The organism is Bacillota bacterium (assembly GCA_040754315.1).
Lineage (GTDB): Bacteria > Bacillota > Sulfobacillia > DUSP01 > JBFMCS01 > JBFMCS01.
Map to the genome: position 1 here is coordinate 1 of JBFMCS010000064.1, position 15264 is coordinate 15264.

Sequence of the window (15264 nt, forward strand, 5' to 3'; positions counted from 1 at the left end):
GTAACACCATCAGCCACAGACAGAAGACGCTCAATCTCTGCGCTGTCATATCTGCGGTGTCCGCCAACGGTACGATGGTCAGTCAGCTTTCCGTCCTTGAGCCACCGATGCAAGGTGGTCTTGGAAATCCTGTATGCTCTCTCTACTTCCAATTGCCTCAACAGCATCCAGCATTACCTCGTTCAACCAAATCTCATATTCTTGCTTGTCTGGCACGGTCTCAAATGGCGGGTCAACTTCAATCCGTTCACCGTTGACCACCACGAAATCCTCACCAATCTCGTTTATAGTATACATCATTCTTGCCTCCTTGTCAAATGCTTCGGGCAGGTTTCTAGAGGAAAAGTCAGTTATCCGGTAACTGTTTCATCCTCCGCAGGCTCCGGCCAAGGGGGGGCCGGGTCGAGGCTTTCCCTGGTTCATGGCCAAAGATGGCTGTCAAGTTAGAACAGCACGAGTCACGATTGAACGGGTTATGCAGGCAGTTAGCAAAAAGGAGTTGCTTCTGGCACGGCCTTCGGTTGGAGCCGTAAAGATATTCATTCAACCTGCAAAAAGGGGGTATTCCCTTCACTCAAGTACCTATTACCGGTAGTGGTGTCGCTTCCTTTTCGGACCGCGCACGCCCTTGACCATCGCGGCATAGGGTGCCGGGTCCACGGCCACCGCCTGCTCAAAGAGCCGGTAGAACAGTTTGCCGCGAACTCCCGAAGTGTTCGGAGGGAGTCTGCCTCATATTAAGACACTACCAGTTGGGGCTACTAGCGTCAAGGGAATACCCCCTAGCTGCAAGTGTTTCTGGTCAAGACCGTGGTAGGCACCTGATATGAAGGCCTTGGCATTCGATGCCAGTGTATGGACCCAATGCAGTGCCTTCTCGGTTTCTTGGACGAGGAAAGCACGCGCTCGTGGACGTAACCTTGTTCTCTGAGTTGGGAGTATATGTTCAGACCATCAGTAAAGTAGTGACGGTACATCCTGTTAGTAGATAGGTGGTGGCGAACTTGAGGGCTGTCTCCTTCGCTGTCCTGGTTCACCTGATCCCTTATGTATACGTCAATGTGGGAAAGTGCCTCCCTGAGGTGCTGGCGCCGGCTGTCGCGGGGCTGTTCTGGGGCATTATAGCGCTGGAATCGGACTCCATCATTCCCAGCACTGTCTCACACGCTGCCGGCTACTTCGTCATTGATCTCCTAATCGTGCTAGGCGTGCAATTGACCGTTCCCGGTTGAGGATGGCAGTACTCGTGGCGGGAGCGTGACGGCAACGCGGTCGCCTCCTGGTTACCCTCAGATCTCCAGCGAACCCCCGTGAGGCGAGCGTTCCCGCGTCAATGTCCCGGGTGATGCCCGCCCGGAGCATGGCGGCGGCGATAACCTTACAGCCCCACCTCTCCCCGAGCCCGTGTGTACACTGCAGGATCCTGGCAAGTCCTGGGACAGGTTCTTCTCTCCGTGCTGGCGGGTTCTTTTCCCAGGGCACCAGCCAGCCGGGCAACGCGGGGTACGCCATTCTGTGGGAGGTTACGGCCCCAGAGGTGCCGAATTACCTGGGAAACCGCCCAGTCTTGGCCGGTGCGCGAAAGTCCTGGCAAGAGCTGGCGGGGAGTGAAAGGTGGGAGGGTTCTATGAAGGACGTCATAGCGGAGAGCGTTCTCCGTATGGTCAAAGGCAACATGGGTGTCAAGGAGGGCGAAAACGTCCTGGTCCTTGCGGATGTGCCGTCCATCCCCGAGTGGAAGGGAAAGAGCCTCGAGTCCCTCCAGGACTTCGTCTCCCGCTTGATGCTGGCCAGGACAGTCTCCGGCATCATCCAGGAGGAGATTTCCGGCTTCTTGTCAGGGGTCAAGTTTCACCCGTACCCCTCATGCGGCGGGAGCGGTCGTGAGCCAGACAGTGAGACGTCACAGCTAATGAAGGCCTATGACGTCATCCTTGCCATGACAACCCACTCACTAACTCACACGGTAGCACGGAGCGAGGCGACGGCCCTTGGACGCAGGGTGGCAAGCATGCCGGGTGTAACCGCCGAGATGTTCTATCCTGAGGGCGCGCTCTTTGCCGACCTGGTCCCCATGAAGGAGGAGACGGAGCGAATTGCCCGGATCCTCACGGGAGCATCCTCCGCAAGAGTAGTGTCCAAGAACGGGACCGATCTTCATCTCAGTCTCAAGGGGAGATCGGCCAAGGCTGATACTGGAGTGCTGGATGCTCCGGGTGCCTGGGGCAACCTGCCTGCGGGGGAGGCCTACATAGCGCCCCTGGAGGGGACCTGCGAGGGGGTCCTGGTGGTGAGCGCTGGGTGGTACCCCGAGCTGGAGCGCCCATTGACCATTACCTTCAAGAAGGGCGCCGTGACTGAGGTGGAAGGGGGCGGCCGGGTTGGTGAAGGGCTGCGGGAACTCCTGGAGTCCGGCATGGAGCCTCGCTTCCCGGAAAGAAGGAACTGCGCAGAGCTGGGCATCGGGACGAATCCCTGTGCCACAAGGCCCGACAATTTGCTGGAGGCTGAGAAGATCCGTGGTACAGTGCACATTGCCATAGGGGACAGCTCCCACATGGGAGGCAAAGTCTCCGCGGATGTGCACGAGGACTTCGTGGTTCCCAACGCCACCCTGTACCTGGACGGGGTGTGCCTCATGAAAGACGGTGTTCTTGACACGGAGTGCCTGGGGTAGGGTGCGGTTCAGCAAGGGCCCTTGGGGTTTGGCGCCGGTCTTCGGGGCTCAGGGGGTATGAGCCAGGTGGGTATAACAGTAAGGGAAGCTATGCAGGTGGGCGGTCTCAGGAAGTGCCGGGTGGTGGCTGGCCGCCAGGGTCTTGACAGGATCATAACCCATGTAGATGTCATGGAAATGCCCGAGGTGACAGACTGGCTGAGACCTGGTGTGCTTCTCCTCACGACCTTCTACGCTGTGAGGGATTCCCTGGGTGCCCAGTTAAGGGTGTTGAGGGAGTTTAGCGAGGTCGGGGGTGCGGGTCTGGCTGTGGAGCCCAACCTCTACCTGGGCGGTATGCCGCCGGATCTCATCCGGTTGGCAGACCAGGTGAGGTTTCCCCTGATCGAGGTGGCTCCATCTGTGAGCTGGATTGACATCCTGACCCCAATCCTTGGAACCATCCTGAACCGGCAGGCCCACCTCCTGAAGTCCACTGAGGAGGTCCGCCAGGCTCTCACAGGCGTGATCCTGGAGGGGAAAGGGCTTGAGGCCATCGTGAACACCCTCAGCGAGTGGGTGGGTGGGGACGTTGGCATCCGGTCCTACGAGCCTGAACAGTTCATTGCCAAGACGGGCCTCACGTTAAGCAAGGACGGTTGCTCGCATTGGCCCATCGTCGTGGGTGGGGAGAGCCTGGGAGAGCTCCTCGTAGCCGTGCCCGCGCATGGGCTTGGAGAGGTGGAAAACGCCGCGGTAAACCAGGGCATCACCGTAATCGCCCTGGAACTCATGAAGCGGCGAGCGGTCCACGAGACCGAGAAGAGGCTGAAGGTGGACCTCCTGGCGGACTTCCTGTGCGAGGAGTTCATGGACACCGATGCGATAACGATGCGCGCCAGGAACTATGGCTGGGACTTCCGCCATAAGAAGGTAGTCATGGTAACTGATATAGACAACTTCGAAGAGTACTGCCTTGCTAACGCGGGCAAGGGAGAAGCGCACGTCCGGGAGGTCAAGGCGAGGATCTACCGTGTTGTGTGTGAGATCTTGGGCGCGCATTCCCAGGGCAGCATCGCTGAGGAGATATCCGACAGCATAATCATGCTTCCGGATGTCCCCAGGCTGGCCTCGGCCTCAGAGGTCAAGGCCACATCCAGGACCACCGCCGAGAGGATATCTGCCGAGCTGAAGGTGGCCCTTCCCAGCCTCACAGTCTCCATCGGCATCGGAGGTGTATGCGAGGAGTTCGCTTGCCTGCCCCGCAGCTACCGCCAGGCCAGGGAGGCGTTGGCTCTGGGGCGGCGAGTGCTTGGATACGGGTGCATTACGGATCACGAGAGCCTGGGGGCGTACCGCCTCCTGGCTATGCTTAAGGGGAGCGAGGAGATCAGGCACTTCTGCGAGCAGGTTCTGTACGATCTCATGCGGTATGATGAAGCCAACGGGACCAACCTCTGTGGCACCCTCGAGGCATACATGGACGCAGGGGAAAACATCACAGCTGCAGCACAAGGCCTATACGTGCATCGCAGTACCCTGAAATACCGCCTGAAGAGGGTACAGGAGGTGCTCAGGGAGGATCCATTCTGCCCGGAAAACCGGTTCAAGTTCTTCCTGGCCCTAAAGGCCCGCCGGCTCCTGTCCTCTTTGTCCAAAATGGACCAACAGGCTGCTGTGGATTAGACAGATGAGGCAATGGCGCCTGGCTGCTTAGCTGATATATAATCTCATTAATCCCAGGCAGAAACCTAGAGACAGGGGGGGTATTGAGAGACATGAAGGCCAAAGGCTGGGTGCGCTTTGCCGTTTTCGCGCTGGTACTGGCGCTAGTGGCTGCCCTGGCAGGTTGCGGGTCAAACCAACCTGCTGAGCAACCGGCGGCGCCCAAGGTTGCGACGGCCATCAGGCACAGCGAGGTTGTGGTGTTCTGGGACCCCAGTGACACCTTCTCCAACGAGATCGTCGCCCTCCAGAACATCTACGAAACCCTGCTGAGGTATGACCCCTTTGAAGACAAGCTCGTTCCAATCCTGGCCACCGAGTACAGCACATCTGAAGACGGGCTCGTATGGAGTTTCAAGCTGAGGGAAGGCGTGAAGTTCCATACTGGAAACCCGTTTAACGCGGATGCTGTGAAGTACTCCATCGAGCGCACCATAGAACGGGGAATGGGTGCGTCCTTCATCTGGCATGCCGTGGAGGAGATCCGAGTTGTGGATGAGTACACGGTGGAGTTCGTCCTTGAGTATCCCGCTCCACTGGATATCATCGCGGCGGCGGGTTACGGCGCCTACATCTTTGACCCGGTAGTCACCGAGGAGAAGGGACATGAGTGGTTCCTTGAGGGGAATGCCTGCGGCACCGGCCCCTACATGGTGGAGAGCTGGGAGCGTGGGCAGGAACTGGTTCTCACCAAGTTCGAGGAGTACTGGGGGGGCTGGGAGGATCACCACTTCGACAAGGTGGTCCAGAAGGTAGTCCCCGAGGCGTCCACCAGAAGGCAAATGCTGGAAGCCGGCGAGGCTGACTTCATAGAGGCGCTGCCCTTCGAGCACATAGAGGCCCTGCGGGCTAACCCGGGCATTACCATAAGCGTGACCCCGTCATTCCAGTCCCTCTTCGGCCACCTGAACACAGAGAAACCGCCCCTTGACAACAAGCTGGTGAGGCAGGCCTTGAGCTATGCCATGCCGTACGATGGCATCATCGACCACGTCATGTATGGCTACGCCAGGCAATCCAGAGGCGCGGTGCCCTACGGGCTCTGGGGCCATGAGGAATCCCTTTTCCAGTACACTCATGACCTGGACAGGGCACGCGAGCTGCTAGAGGAGGCCGGGTACCCGGACGGGGGTTTCAGCCTGGTTCTCACCTACGTGTCTGGGGACGATTTCGAGCGGAGGACGGCCGAGCTCTACAAGGCTGAGCTGGCGAAACTAGGGATTGACCTGGAAATCCGCGGCATGCCCTGGGAGAGCCAGTGGGACCTTGCGAAGTCCCCAGATCCCATGGACAGGCAGGACATATTCCTGTTCTACTGGTGGCCAGACGTGGCAGACCCCATCAGCTTCCTGCGGGGCATGTTCTACTCCGAGGAGGAGATCGTGTTCAACCTGTGCTACTACAAGAACCCAGACTACGATGCCCTGGTTGATGAGGCAAGCAAGCACGCGGGCCTAGATAGGGACAAGTCAAGCCAGCTGTACGCCCAGGCCCAGGAGCACCTCATCGAGGATGCGGCAGCCCTTTACATCTATGACCAGCAGTACGTCCGGCCGCTACGGGCGAACTTCAAGGGGTACAAGGATAACCCCGCTTACCCCCATGTTGTCTTCTTCTACGACTGTTACAGGGAAGAGTGACCGGGAGCAGGCGAGTGAAGAAAGGGGTGCCCTCCCGGGGGCGCCCCTTTCCTAGGGACTTGACCAGGGAGAGTAAGAGGGGTCATCCGGAGGATGAGAGGCGGGGGGGCAGCATGATCCTCCACAGCACCATGATGGCCGGGCGCCAGGGAGGCCATCCGTGCCGCCTTCAAGCACGTGCAGGCAGTCAAGGCTGCGTGCCAGCCCAGGCCCAGGAAGGCTATGCCGAGTGCCACCCGGGAAGCGGAGGCTGCGGGGAGGACCTCACCTGTGTCTACCGGCACCCTGTGAGGCACGGCTTCTGGGACTAGACGCATTCACATCCCCCGGGTGGATTTAGGGCCTATCAAGCGCAACACCCCCTGGTGGGGCGTGAGGCTTTCGTCGAGGATGGGGCTAACGGCTCTTTCCTTTCTTTCCTTGCCGGCCCCAGGATGGCAAGAAGGAGGGTTCCGGAGATGAGCACCAGGATACGCCTTGTCATGCCCGTTGCGACAGGCATCTGGAACGAAGCCACCAGGGCCGAGCTCTCCAAGGTTGCCGCGCCGGGGACCCACCTGGAGGTGGTGAACCTCGCCACGGGCCCGGTGGCCCTAGAGAGTGAGTGGGAGGCGGCGCTGGCTGCCCCGGCTGTGGTTGAAGAGGTGAGACGGGCAGAGGAGGAAGGCTGTTCCGGAGCGGTAGTCTATTGCTTCTTAGACCCCGGAGTCCGGGCAGCCAAGGAGGTCGTCTCCATACCCGTGGTGGGTCTCATGGAGGCCGGGCTCCTGCTGGCCTTGGCCGTCGCCGAGCGATACGGGATCCTGAACCCAGTGTCCCGCGACTACTCGGCCACCTGGTCTCTAGCCTGGCGCTACCATGGGGACCGTCTCGTCTCCATCCGGGCCCTGGACATGCCTGTGCTGGAGCTTCAAGACCAGCCCAAGATGGCCAAGAGAGCCAGGGAAGTTGCCCGTAAGATGGTTTCTGAGGACCGTGCGGACGCCATAGTCCTCGGGTGCGGCGCGATGCTAGGCCTAGACGAAGAGCTGCAAGGTTTCCTGGGGGTACCCGTGATCGCCCCTGGCAAGGCCGCCTTGAAGCTGGTGGAGGCCTTCGCCGGGATGGGGATAGCCCAGAGCAAGCGGTCCTTTCCCGAACCTGTGTACAACGAGGTTGTCTCAAGGTGAGCTGAAGTCCAGCGAGGCCTTGGCGAACCCCCTTGGATGGGGGATGTCCTCCCAGGCCGGCGGCGCTGTTACCAGGCCTTCCAGGGACTGCCAGGGCCTGGCGGGAGCGCCCGGCCACGGAGAGCACCAAGAAGCAAAGGTGGCGAGAGATGTGTTCAGTGAATATGAGTTCGAGCTGGGGCATGCAGCCCGCGTCCTGTGTGAGGAAGTGCTGGGCCTTAAGCCCGGAGAGACCATCGTCATGACCTGCGACACCGAATCCGATGCCCGCGTCATCATGGCCACGGGCCGTGCGGCCCTTGAGCTGGGGGCAAAGCCTGTGGTGCTTCTCACCGCCTCGCCTCTGGGCGTGGGCAAGGCCGCCGACGCCATGCTCCCTGTGGACGTCCTGTCGGGGTGTTTGAAGGAGACGGATGTGTGGGTCGAGTTCAACAACAAGTGGCTCCTATATTCCACTCCCTATGAAAGGGTCATGGAGGCAAACCAGCGGATACGTTACATGTGCCTCGTTGGAATGAACGTGGACATGATGGTGAGAACCATTGGCAGGGTGGATCACAAGCTCCTGAGAGAGTTCATGGAGAGGATCAGGGCGATGACGAAGGCGGCGAGGAAGATGAGGGTGACCACACCAGCAGGCACTGACGTGGAGTTCGAGAACGTGCCTGGCAACCCCATGTCCTGCGACATGGGCTCGGCCGGTGTTCCCGGGGTCCACTTCCTCTCCGGGCAGATAGGGTGGTGCCCGGATTTTTCCAGCATAAACGGGAGGATCGTTTTCGACGGTTCCATCTCACCCCCTGTGGGGAAGGTCTCCCAGCCGGTGACGCTTCATGTACGGGGTGGCCGTGTTGAGAGGATCGAGGGCGGAGCTGAGGCCCAGGAATTCCTGGCGTGGCTCAAGGCCTTGGAAGATGACAACATGTTCAGGCTTGCCCACATCTGCTACGGCTTCAATCCCAACGCCAGGCTGACCGGGAATGTGCTTGAGGACGAGCGGGTGTGGGGCTGCACAGAGTGGGGCATGGGCTACCAGAGCGCGGAAGACGCCCCACCCGACGGCATAATGGCAAAGAGCCATACCGATGGGATCTGCCTCAACTCCTCTGTGTGGCTTGATGGAGTGCAGTTGCTGGACAAGGGTGAGGTGGTCCATCCTGGCGTGGCTCCCCTCGCCTGGGCAGTCCTTGGCAGGGGGCAGTAACCTACCGGGTTTCCAGGGGACGGCGGAGCCTCTCCGGTTGGGCGCTGCATCCAGGGTACTCGAGGTTTTTCCACTTCAAGCGGGTGAACAGTATGAAGGCATTCGTTATACGTAGGGCTCTCCTGGGACTAGTAGTCCTGCTTGGCGTGACCATCATGACGTTCATGATCGCGCGGGTCATCCCGTCCGAACCTGCGGCGCGCTGGGTGGGGCCCAAGGCCACAGCTGAGCAGATCGCCCGGGCCAGGATCGAGCTGGGCCTGGACAGGCCCCTTTACGTCCAGTACTACCGGTACATGTCGGACCTCCTCAGGGGTGACTGGGGAATGTCCATTAGGACACACCAGCCGGTAATGGAGGACATCAAGGCCTTTCTCCCCGCGTCCCTCGAGCTGTGCGTCGTTGGCATGGCGCTATCCCTGGTCGTGGGCATCCCTCTAGGCGTGGCGTCGGCGGTGAGGAAGGATTCCTGGTTCGACCACGCCAACAGGACCTTCGCCATTGCCGGGGTTTCGATGCCCACCTTCTGGCTGGGGATGATCCTGCAGCTGGTCTTCTTCAAGGAGCTGGGGATACTCCCGCTGGGCGGCAGGATATCCAGCCAGATGCGGTGGATCGCGCCGTTCCCGAGAGTAACCGGCGCTTACCTCCTGGACACGGTGATCTCCGGCAACATAGTGGCCTTCAAGGATGCCCTCCTGCACATCATACTCCCGGCCCTGACCCTGGCGGCGTACCCGGTGGGCCTGGTCATGAGGATGACGCGCTCATCCATGCTGGAGGTGATGGGGGAGGACTACATAAGGGTGGCGAAGGCATACGGCCTGCCTCACCTACTGGTCATCTACCGGTACGCGTTGAAGAACGCCATAGGCCCCACCATAACGGTGGTCGCGCTGTCCTTCGCCTACTCCCTCGCGGGGACCTTCCTGATAGAGGCGGTCTTCAGCTGGCCCGGCCTGGGATACTACGCAGCCCTCTCCGTGATAACCGTGGACTACCCCGCCATCATGGGCGTGACAATTCTCATTGCGGTGTTCTACGTGATCCTGAATACGCTGGTGGACATAGCCCACGCCTTCTTGGATCCTCGAATAAAGATTGGGTGAGGAACGTGAAGATAGCGCGCATGGACAAGGCACTATATGTTGTGCACCTTCTCAGGAAGAACCCGCTGACCCTGTCCGGTTTCTTGTTTGTGCTGCTCTTGCTCGTCGTTGCTCTCCTGGCGCCCTGCATTGCGCCATTCCCCGGGCATGCCCTGGGGGAGGTCGACCCCGAGCACAAGTTCCTCTCTCCTAGGTGGGAGTATCCCTTCGGAACCGACGAGGCAGGAAGGGATATCTTCAGCAGGGTGCTCTACGGGTCCAGGATATCCCTGAGTGTCGGTGTGCTCGCCATCGGGCTTGCCCTGCTCATCGGGGTGCCTCTCGGCGCGGTGGCTGGGTTCTCCGGGGGTGTGGTGGATGAGGTCATCATGCGCGCCACCGATGTCTTCCTCAGTTTCCCGCCCCTTCTCCTGGCCATGGCGATATCAGCCATGCTCGGTCCCACCCTCACCAATGCGATGATAGCCATAGCCATAGCGTGGTGGCCCTGGTACACGCGGCTTATGAGGGGGCAGGCTGTCTCCATCAGGGAGCGTGCCTTTGTTGAGGCAGCGCGGGCCACGGGTGTCAGCCCGCTGAAGATCATCCGCCGCCACATCATGCCAAACTGCATCGCCCCCGTAGTGGTGCAGGGGTCGATGGATTTCGGGTCCATAATCCTTATGTCAGCGTCTTTGAGTTTCCTTGGCCTGGGCGCACAACCCCCCACTCCCGAGTGGGGTCTCATCGTCAGCACGGGTCGCACATTCTTCCTGACAAGCTGGTGGTGTGTTGTCTTTCCCGGCCTGGCGATCTTCGCCACAGTGCTGGCTTTCAATCTCGTGGGCGATGGCCTGAGGGAGATCATGGACCCACGGACCAGGGAGTTCTAGAAGATGACCCAAGAAGCGCTCCTGGAGATCAGGGACCTTAAGGTGGAGTTCCAGACCTATGCGGGGGTGGTGAAGGCCGTCGATGTCCAGTCCCTCGTGATAAGGCCAGGGGAGTTCCTGGGCCTGGTGGGCGAGACAGGCTGCGGCAAGACGGTGACCTCCCTGGCCATTTGCGGCCTCATAACGGGACCGAAAGGGAGGATCGTCTCAGGGGAGATCCTGTTTAAAGGCGAGGATCTCCTGAGGAAGACGCCCCGGGAGATGAACGAGGTGCGGGGAAAGAGGATCGCCATGGTGTTCCAGGACCCCATGTCATCCCTTAACCCCACCTTCACAGTGGGGGACATGATAACCCGCATAATCCAGAGGCACCAGGGCGTTACCAGGAAAGAGGCCTTCGCGCGCGCCGCAAGGGTGTTTGAGACTGTCCGGCTGCCTGAACCGGAGGAGACCCTGAGGCGCTTTCCCCACGAACTGAGTGGGGGAATGAGGCAGAGGGTCATGATCGCCATGGCGCTCTCGTGTAACCCAGACCTTCTGATAGCCGACGAACCCACCACCGCCCTGGACGTGACGATACAGGCCCAGATCCTGGCGCTCTTGGGAGACCTGAAGGCCGAGATAGACGCGTCTGTCCTGCTGATTACCCATAACCTCGGGGTTGTGGCTCAGACCTGTGACCGCGTGGCGGTCATGTACGCGGGAAACGTGGTGGAGGTGGCCCCAACCCCGTCCGTCTTCGCAAGGTCACTTCACCCCTACACCCGCGGGCTCTTGAAGGCCGTACCGCGGCCGGGTACCCGCGGCCAGAGGCTGGCTGTCATAGAAGGCATGGTTCCTAACCTGGTGGACCCGCCGCCGGGATGCAGGTTCGAACCCAGGTGCCCCGAGCGCCAGGGTATGTGCGCTGGGAAGCCCCCGGTACTGGCCACTGTGGGTCATGATCACCAGGTGGCCTGTCACATGGCGGACCTCCCGCGGGAGGAAGCCCTGTGAGTGAGCCTAACCTGCTGACCGTGATGGAACTGAAGAAGCATTTTCCCATTAGGGCTGGGGTGTTCGGCTCCACCGCTGGCTGGGTCCGGGCAGTCGACGGTGTGTCCTTTTCCATACCAGGAAGGGGAGAGACCTTCGGGGTCGCCGGAGAGTCCGGGTGCGGCAAGACCACGCTGGGCAAGGTTGTGTTGCGCCTCATTGAACCCACCTCGGGAAGCATCCTCTTCGATGGCAGGGATCTTGCCGGCATGCGAGCAGAGGACCTGCGCAGGGCCCGGCGCGACATGCAGATCGTCTTCCAGGATCCCTACTGGTCCCTGAACCCCCGGATGACGGTGCGCGACATCGTTGCCGAGCCCCTGGAGGAACACACCAAGATCTTGCGCAGGGAGGTTGACCAGCGGGTGAATGACCTTCTGCAGCTGGTGGGCCTCAACCCCAGGCACAGCCGCAACTACCCCCATGAGTTCAGCGGCGGGCAGCGCCAGAGGATCGGGATAGCCAGGGCCCTGGCCCTAAACCCCAAGTTCCTGGTGCTGGATGAACCCACCTCAGCCCTGGACGTATCAGTCCAGGCCCAGATCCTGAACTTGCTGGAGGAGCTGAAGGAACAGTTCTGCCTCACCTACCTCCTCATATCCCACGACCTCATGGTGATGGAACACATGGCTTCAACCGTAGCCATCATGTACCTGGGCAGGATCGTGGAGATGGGCGCCAGCGAGGACCTTCTGGAAGAACCGCTTCACCCCTACACACAGGCGCTGATCTCGGCGGTGCCCGTGGCCGACCCCGCCGTGCGACGGCAGCGCATCGTCCTGGAGGGCGCTGTCCCCAGCGCTGCCAACCCCCCGCCTGGGTGCCGGTTTCACCCCCGGTGCAGGCTCGCTGAGGCTGCATGCCGGGAGACGGAGCCCAAGCTGCTCCAGGTCAACGGGCGTCGTGTGGCGTGCCACGTAGTCAGGGGCGACTAGCAGATTGGAGGAAGAGAAGCCATGCGCAAACTCGGTATCAGCGAAATCGAGGACATGTTGATCGGTTGCGCCATCCTTGGCACAGGCGGAGGCGGCAGCCTGGAAAAGGGACTCCAAATGGCCAGGAAGGCTCATGAGGAAGGGCACCCATTTACCCTGGTCGACCTGGATGAGCTGATGGATGACGATATCGTTGTATGCCCCTACTTCTGCGGTTCCATCTCCCCGGTGGACCCGGAGAGGGAGGCGAGGTTCGCCAGGTTCCCCAAGATCGACGAACCTGAACCCTGCCTTGCCTTGAGGGAGATTGAGGCCTACCTGGGCAAGCCAGTGCGCGCGGTGATCTCGGCGGAGCTGGGCGGGGGGAACACTGCCCTTGCCCTTGTGACTGGCGCCTCCATGGGGCTTTCCATAGTGGACGCCGACCCTGCGGGACGCTCGGTGCCGGAGATCACCCATTCAACCTTCCACATTTGTGGCCTGCCGGTAGCGCCCATGGGGATAGCTACCCGGTTCGGCGACGTGGTCATAGTGAAAGAGGTGCTGAATCACGAACGCGCTGAGAGCATCGCCAGGTTAATAGCTGTGTCCGCCGGCGGGACTGCGGGGGTTGTGGACACCCCGGTGAAGGCGGCAGACCTCCGCGGTGCGGTTATACCGGGGGCCATCTCCTTCGCGCTCTCCATCGGCCAGGCCAAGCGCCGCGCCGCCGAGGCCGGGGAAGACGCTGTCGAGGCCATCCGCAAGGCCGGCGAGGGCTTCCGGCTCTTTGAGGGAAGGCTCACCCGGGACTGCGAGTGGGAGGACACCGGCGGGTTCACCGAGGGGAACATGGAGATGGAGGGAAGTGGCAGGTGGTCTGGGTCCACCCTGAAGATCTGGCTCAGGAATGAGAACATGATCTCGTGGCTTGACGGCGAGGTGTATGTCACAATACCGGACCTGATTTGTGTCCTGGAACGCGACACAGGTAATCCCATCATGAACCCCCACGCCAAGGCAGGGATGGAGGTTTCGGTCATTGGGTTCAGGGCCCACGACATGTGGCGTACGGACCGGGGCCTTGAGGTCTTCGGCCCCAGGTACCTGGGTCTGGACATGGAGTACAAGCCGGTTGAAGAGGTAGTGGGCGGATGAGCCGCGGGGAGGAAGGGGCCAGGCGACTGCGGCGGGTGCTTGTGATCAACCCGGTGCTCCAGAGCCCCTGGGATGATATGGACAAGGAGTGCCTGGACACTGTGGCACCCGGAGGTTTTTCCTTTGATGTTGAAGGCCTCCCGGAGGGCCCAGCGGCCATCATGAGCGCTGCTGATGCGAGGTTAGCGGAACCTGCGGTCCTGAGCCTTCTCCTGAAAAGACGCTGGGATTACGATGCCTTTCTGATAAACTGCTTCGGTGACCCCGCGCTGCGCCCCTCCCGGGAGGTCACCGAAAGGCCGGTGCTGGGGGCAGGGGAATCAGGGCTCGCGTGTGCTTCAGGCTTCGGCCGGCGGTTCGCCGTGGCATCAGTATCGGACAGGGCCCTGCGAATGTCGGTGGAGTATGCCCGGGAGCTAGGCCTTCATGGAAGACTGGCCGGAGCATTCACGGTGGGGATGAGCGTGCCTGACCTCCTGGATGCGGCTCCAAGGGTCCCGGAAGCGCTGGTAGGGGCAGTGGTGACTGGCGCGAGAGAACATGGAGTAGACACTGTCTTACTGGGTTGCACCGGGATGGCCTCCATGGCTCCGGAGATCGCCAGGCGAACCGGGCTGTTCATCATCGAACCCCTTCGTGCCGCCCTTGGCCTTGTGGTAGCACTCCTGACAATGGGGCTCAGCCACAGCCGGGCAGGACTTTACATGGCAGCCGATACCTCGAAGGTTGCCGGGTATGACCTGGGGGGTGGGTGCGCGTGAAACGAATCCTGGTCTTAAGCCCCGTAACCTCAGAACACGTGACCGAGGTGAAGGAGTACCTGGAGGAGGCAGTCAGGGGGCAGGCCAAGGTCACGGTCATTAGGGTGACCAGGGGCCCGGCCTCCATAGAGACCTTCTTCGATGAGAGCTTTGCGGCGCCGGAACTCACCAGGATCGTCTCCGAGATGGCGGGGGACTATGACGCGGTGGTATTGAACTGCTTCGTGGACCCTGCCATCGCGGCACTGCGGGAGCTCACGGAGGTGCCCGTCGCCGGGGCGGGTGAGTCAGCTATGATCCTGGCATCCCTCCTGGGACACCGGTTCTCCGTAGTATCGGTGATGAGGAACTCCGGGCCGTGGACCGAGATCCAGGCCTCACGGCTGGGATTGGGGCCGCGCCTGGCTGGGGCGGTGGGTGTGGACGTCCCTGTGCTGGAGCTGGTGCAGCACCCAGAGGAGGCATTCCGGCAGATCGCCAAAGAAGCGGCGGCTATGGTGGAATCCCTCGGGTCTGAAGCGGTGGTCCTGGGTTGTACAGGGATGGTTCCCCTGCGGCAGGCAATCCAGGAGTCCGTGCCCGTTCCCGTGGTGGAACCACTGCTCTCCGCGGTTATGCTGGCTTGTGCCCTGAGCACCTGCGTGCTGCGGCCATAGGTATCCCAGGGAGATAAGGGCCTACCCCTTGTCCTCAACGGCAAGGGGTTTGGTTTCCCTTGCGGGAGCCTACCCTGGTCTAAGGTCCGGAACCACCTTTGCCATGAACCTGTGCTTCTCCAGGATATGGCTCAATAAAGGAGGCGCTAACCGTTCCAAAAAGCATAGCGTTTTATCAACTGCTAAGACGCCGGGCGAACAGCGCTCCCGACAATTTGCGCCGGGGGATCGCACCCCAGTGCCGGAGCCAGACCATCTCGCGGCGGGCCGTGTGCCTCTGGCAGCGGTGCCGCCGAGGATAGGGGTATTCCCCTGCCCCGACCTCCCTCGGAGGGACGCCGACCGCGGAGCGTCTCGCTCCGCAG

The 15264-nt window shown here is 61.0% G+C and carries 16 protein-coding genes; 14 read left to right on the forward strand and 2 right to left on the reverse strand.

The genetic code is table 11. The annotated features are described in order from the left end of the window. Together AB1576_14375 and AB1576_14380 are read right to left on the reverse strand one after the other, a co-directional pair. On the reverse strand, nucleotides 1–152 hold a 152-nt coding region (locus tag AB1576_14375; GenBank protein MEW6082911.1), incomplete at its 3' end, for a helix-turn-helix domain-containing protein. Then, a complete protein-coding gene (locus AB1576_14380) occupies nucleotides 79–297 on the reverse strand; it encodes a hypothetical protein (GenBank protein MEW6082912.1) in 219 nt (72 codons plus the stop codon). The genes AB1576_14375 and AB1576_14380, both read right to left, overlap by 74 nt. A gap of 707 nt (nucleotides 298–1004) precedes the next feature. On the opposite strand from AB1576_14380, the gene AB1576_14385 reads away from it, so the two are divergent. From AB1576_14385 to AB1576_14450, 14 genes are all read left to right on the forward strand, one after another. Continuing rightward, on the forward strand, nucleotides 1005–1232 hold the full coding sequence (locus tag AB1576_14385; protein MEW6082913.1) for a hypothetical protein: 228 nt from the start codon (nucleotides 1005–1007) through the stop codon (nucleotides 1230–1232). A 395-nt stretch (nucleotides 1233–1627) separates the two neighbouring features. Beyond that, nucleotides 1628–2677 carry a hypothetical protein gene (locus AB1576_14390; protein MEW6082914.1) on the forward strand — a complete coding sequence of 350 codons (1050 nt, stop codon included), beginning with the start codon at nucleotides 1628–1630 and terminating at the stop codon, nucleotides 2675–2677. 57 nt (nucleotides 2678–2734) lie between these two features. Then, complete coding sequence (locus tag AB1576_14395; GenBank protein ID MEW6082915.1) at nucleotides 2735–4342, forward strand: PucR family transcriptional regulator ligand-binding domain-containing protein; 1608 nt, start codon at nucleotides 2735–2737, stop codon at nucleotides 4340–4342. A 92-nt stretch (nucleotides 4343–4434) separates the two neighbouring features. Next, complete coding sequence (locus AB1576_14400; GenBank protein ID MEW6082916.1) at nucleotides 4435–6021, forward strand: ABC transporter substrate-binding protein; 1587 nt, start codon at nucleotides 4435–4437, stop codon at nucleotides 6019–6021. A 14-nt stretch (nucleotides 6022–6035) separates the two neighbouring features. After that, a complete protein-coding gene (locus AB1576_14405) occupies nucleotides 6036–6332 on the forward strand; it encodes a hypothetical protein (GenBank protein MEW6082917.1) in 297 nt (98 codons plus the stop codon). A 147-nt stretch (nucleotides 6333–6479) separates the two neighbouring features. Next, nucleotides 6480–7190: an aspartate/glutamate racemase family protein gene (locus AB1576_14410; protein ID MEW6082918.1), complete on the forward strand. Its 711-nt coding sequence runs from the start codon at nucleotides 6480–6482 to the stop codon at nucleotides 7188–7190. Next, on the forward strand, nucleotides 7177–8394 hold the full coding sequence (locus AB1576_14415; GenBank protein ID MEW6082919.1) for an aminopeptidase: 1218 nt from the start codon (nucleotides 7177–7179) through the stop codon (nucleotides 8392–8394). Before AB1576_14410 ends, AB1576_14415 begins: the two co-directional genes overlap by 14 nt. Nucleotides 8395–8486: 92 nt before the next feature. Next, entirely contained in the window at nucleotides 8487–9503 is a 1017-nt protein-coding gene (locus AB1576_14420; protein MEW6082920.1) for an ABC transporter permease, read from the forward strand. A 20-nt stretch (nucleotides 9504–9523) separates the two neighbouring features. After that, nucleotides 9524–10375: an ABC transporter permease gene (locus tag AB1576_14425; protein MEW6082921.1), complete on the forward strand. Its 852-nt coding sequence runs from the start codon at nucleotides 9524–9526 to the stop codon at nucleotides 10373–10375. Nucleotides 10376–10378: 3 nt separating this feature from the next. Then, complete coding sequence (locus tag AB1576_14430; protein ID MEW6082922.1) at nucleotides 10379–11371, forward strand: ABC transporter ATP-binding protein; 993 nt, start codon at nucleotides 10379–10381, stop codon at nucleotides 11369–11371. Next, nucleotides 11368–12345: an oligopeptide/dipeptide ABC transporter ATP-binding protein gene (locus AB1576_14435; protein ID MEW6082923.1), complete on the forward strand. Its 978-nt coding sequence runs from the start codon at nucleotides 11368–11370 to the stop codon at nucleotides 12343–12345. Before AB1576_14430 ends, AB1576_14435 begins: the two co-directional genes overlap by 4 nt. Nucleotides 12346–12366: 21 nt before the next feature. After that, a complete protein-coding gene (locus tag AB1576_14440) occupies nucleotides 12367–13482 on the forward strand; it encodes a DUF917 domain-containing protein (GenBank protein MEW6082924.1) in 1116 nt (371 codons plus the stop codon). After that, complete coding sequence (locus AB1576_14445; protein ID MEW6082925.1) at nucleotides 13479–14243, forward strand: aspartate/glutamate racemase family protein; 765 nt, start codon at nucleotides 13479–13481, stop codon at nucleotides 14241–14243. Before AB1576_14440 ends, AB1576_14445 begins: the two co-directional genes overlap by 4 nt. After that, entirely contained in the window at nucleotides 14240–14899 is a 660-nt protein-coding gene (locus AB1576_14450; GenBank protein MEW6082926.1) for an aspartate/glutamate racemase family protein, read from the forward strand. The genes AB1576_14445 and AB1576_14450 overlap by 4 nt, the downstream gene beginning before the upstream one ends. Nucleotides 14900–15264 lie beyond the last annotated feature (365 nt).

Bases quoted from the DNA above. Each gene is read 5' to 3' on its own strand.
- AB1576_14400 (MEW6082916.1), top strand. From the start codon at position 4,435: ATGAAGGCCAAAGGCTGGGTGCGCTTTGCCGTTTTCGCGCTGGTACTG.
- AB1576_14425 (MEW6082921.1), top strand. From the start codon at position 9,524: ATGGACAAGGCACTATATGTTGTGCACCTTCTCAGGAAGAACCCGCTG.
- AB1576_14445 (MEW6082925.1), top strand. From the start codon at position 13,479: ATGAGCCGCGGGGAGGAAGGGGCCAGGCGACTGCGGCGGGTGCTTGTG.
- AB1576_14430 (MEW6082922.1), top strand. From the start codon at position 10,379: ATGACCCAAGAAGCGCTCCTGGAGATCAGGGACCTTAAGGTGGAGTTC.
- AB1576_14390 (MEW6082914.1), top strand. From the start codon at position 1,628: ATGAAGGACGTCATAGCGGAGAGCGTTCTCCGTATGGTCAAAGGCAAC.
- AB1576_14440 (MEW6082924.1), top strand. From the start codon at position 12,367: ATGCGCAAACTCGGTATCAGCGAAATCGAGGACATGTTGATCGGTTGC.
- AB1576_14420 (MEW6082920.1), top strand. From the start codon at position 8,487: ATGAAGGCATTCGTTATACGTAGGGCTCTCCTGGGACTAGTAGTCCTG.
- AB1576_14410 (MEW6082918.1), top strand. From the start codon at position 6,480: ATGAGCACCAGGATACGCCTTGTCATGCCCGTTGCGACAGGCATCTGG.
- AB1576_14395 (MEW6082915.1), top strand. From the start codon at position 2,735: ATGAGCCAGGTGGGTATAACAGTAAGGGAAGCTATGCAGGTGGGCGGT.
- AB1576_14380 (MEW6082912.1), bottom strand. From the start codon at position 297: ATGTATACTATAAACGAGATTGGTGAGGATTTCGTGGTGGTCAACGGT.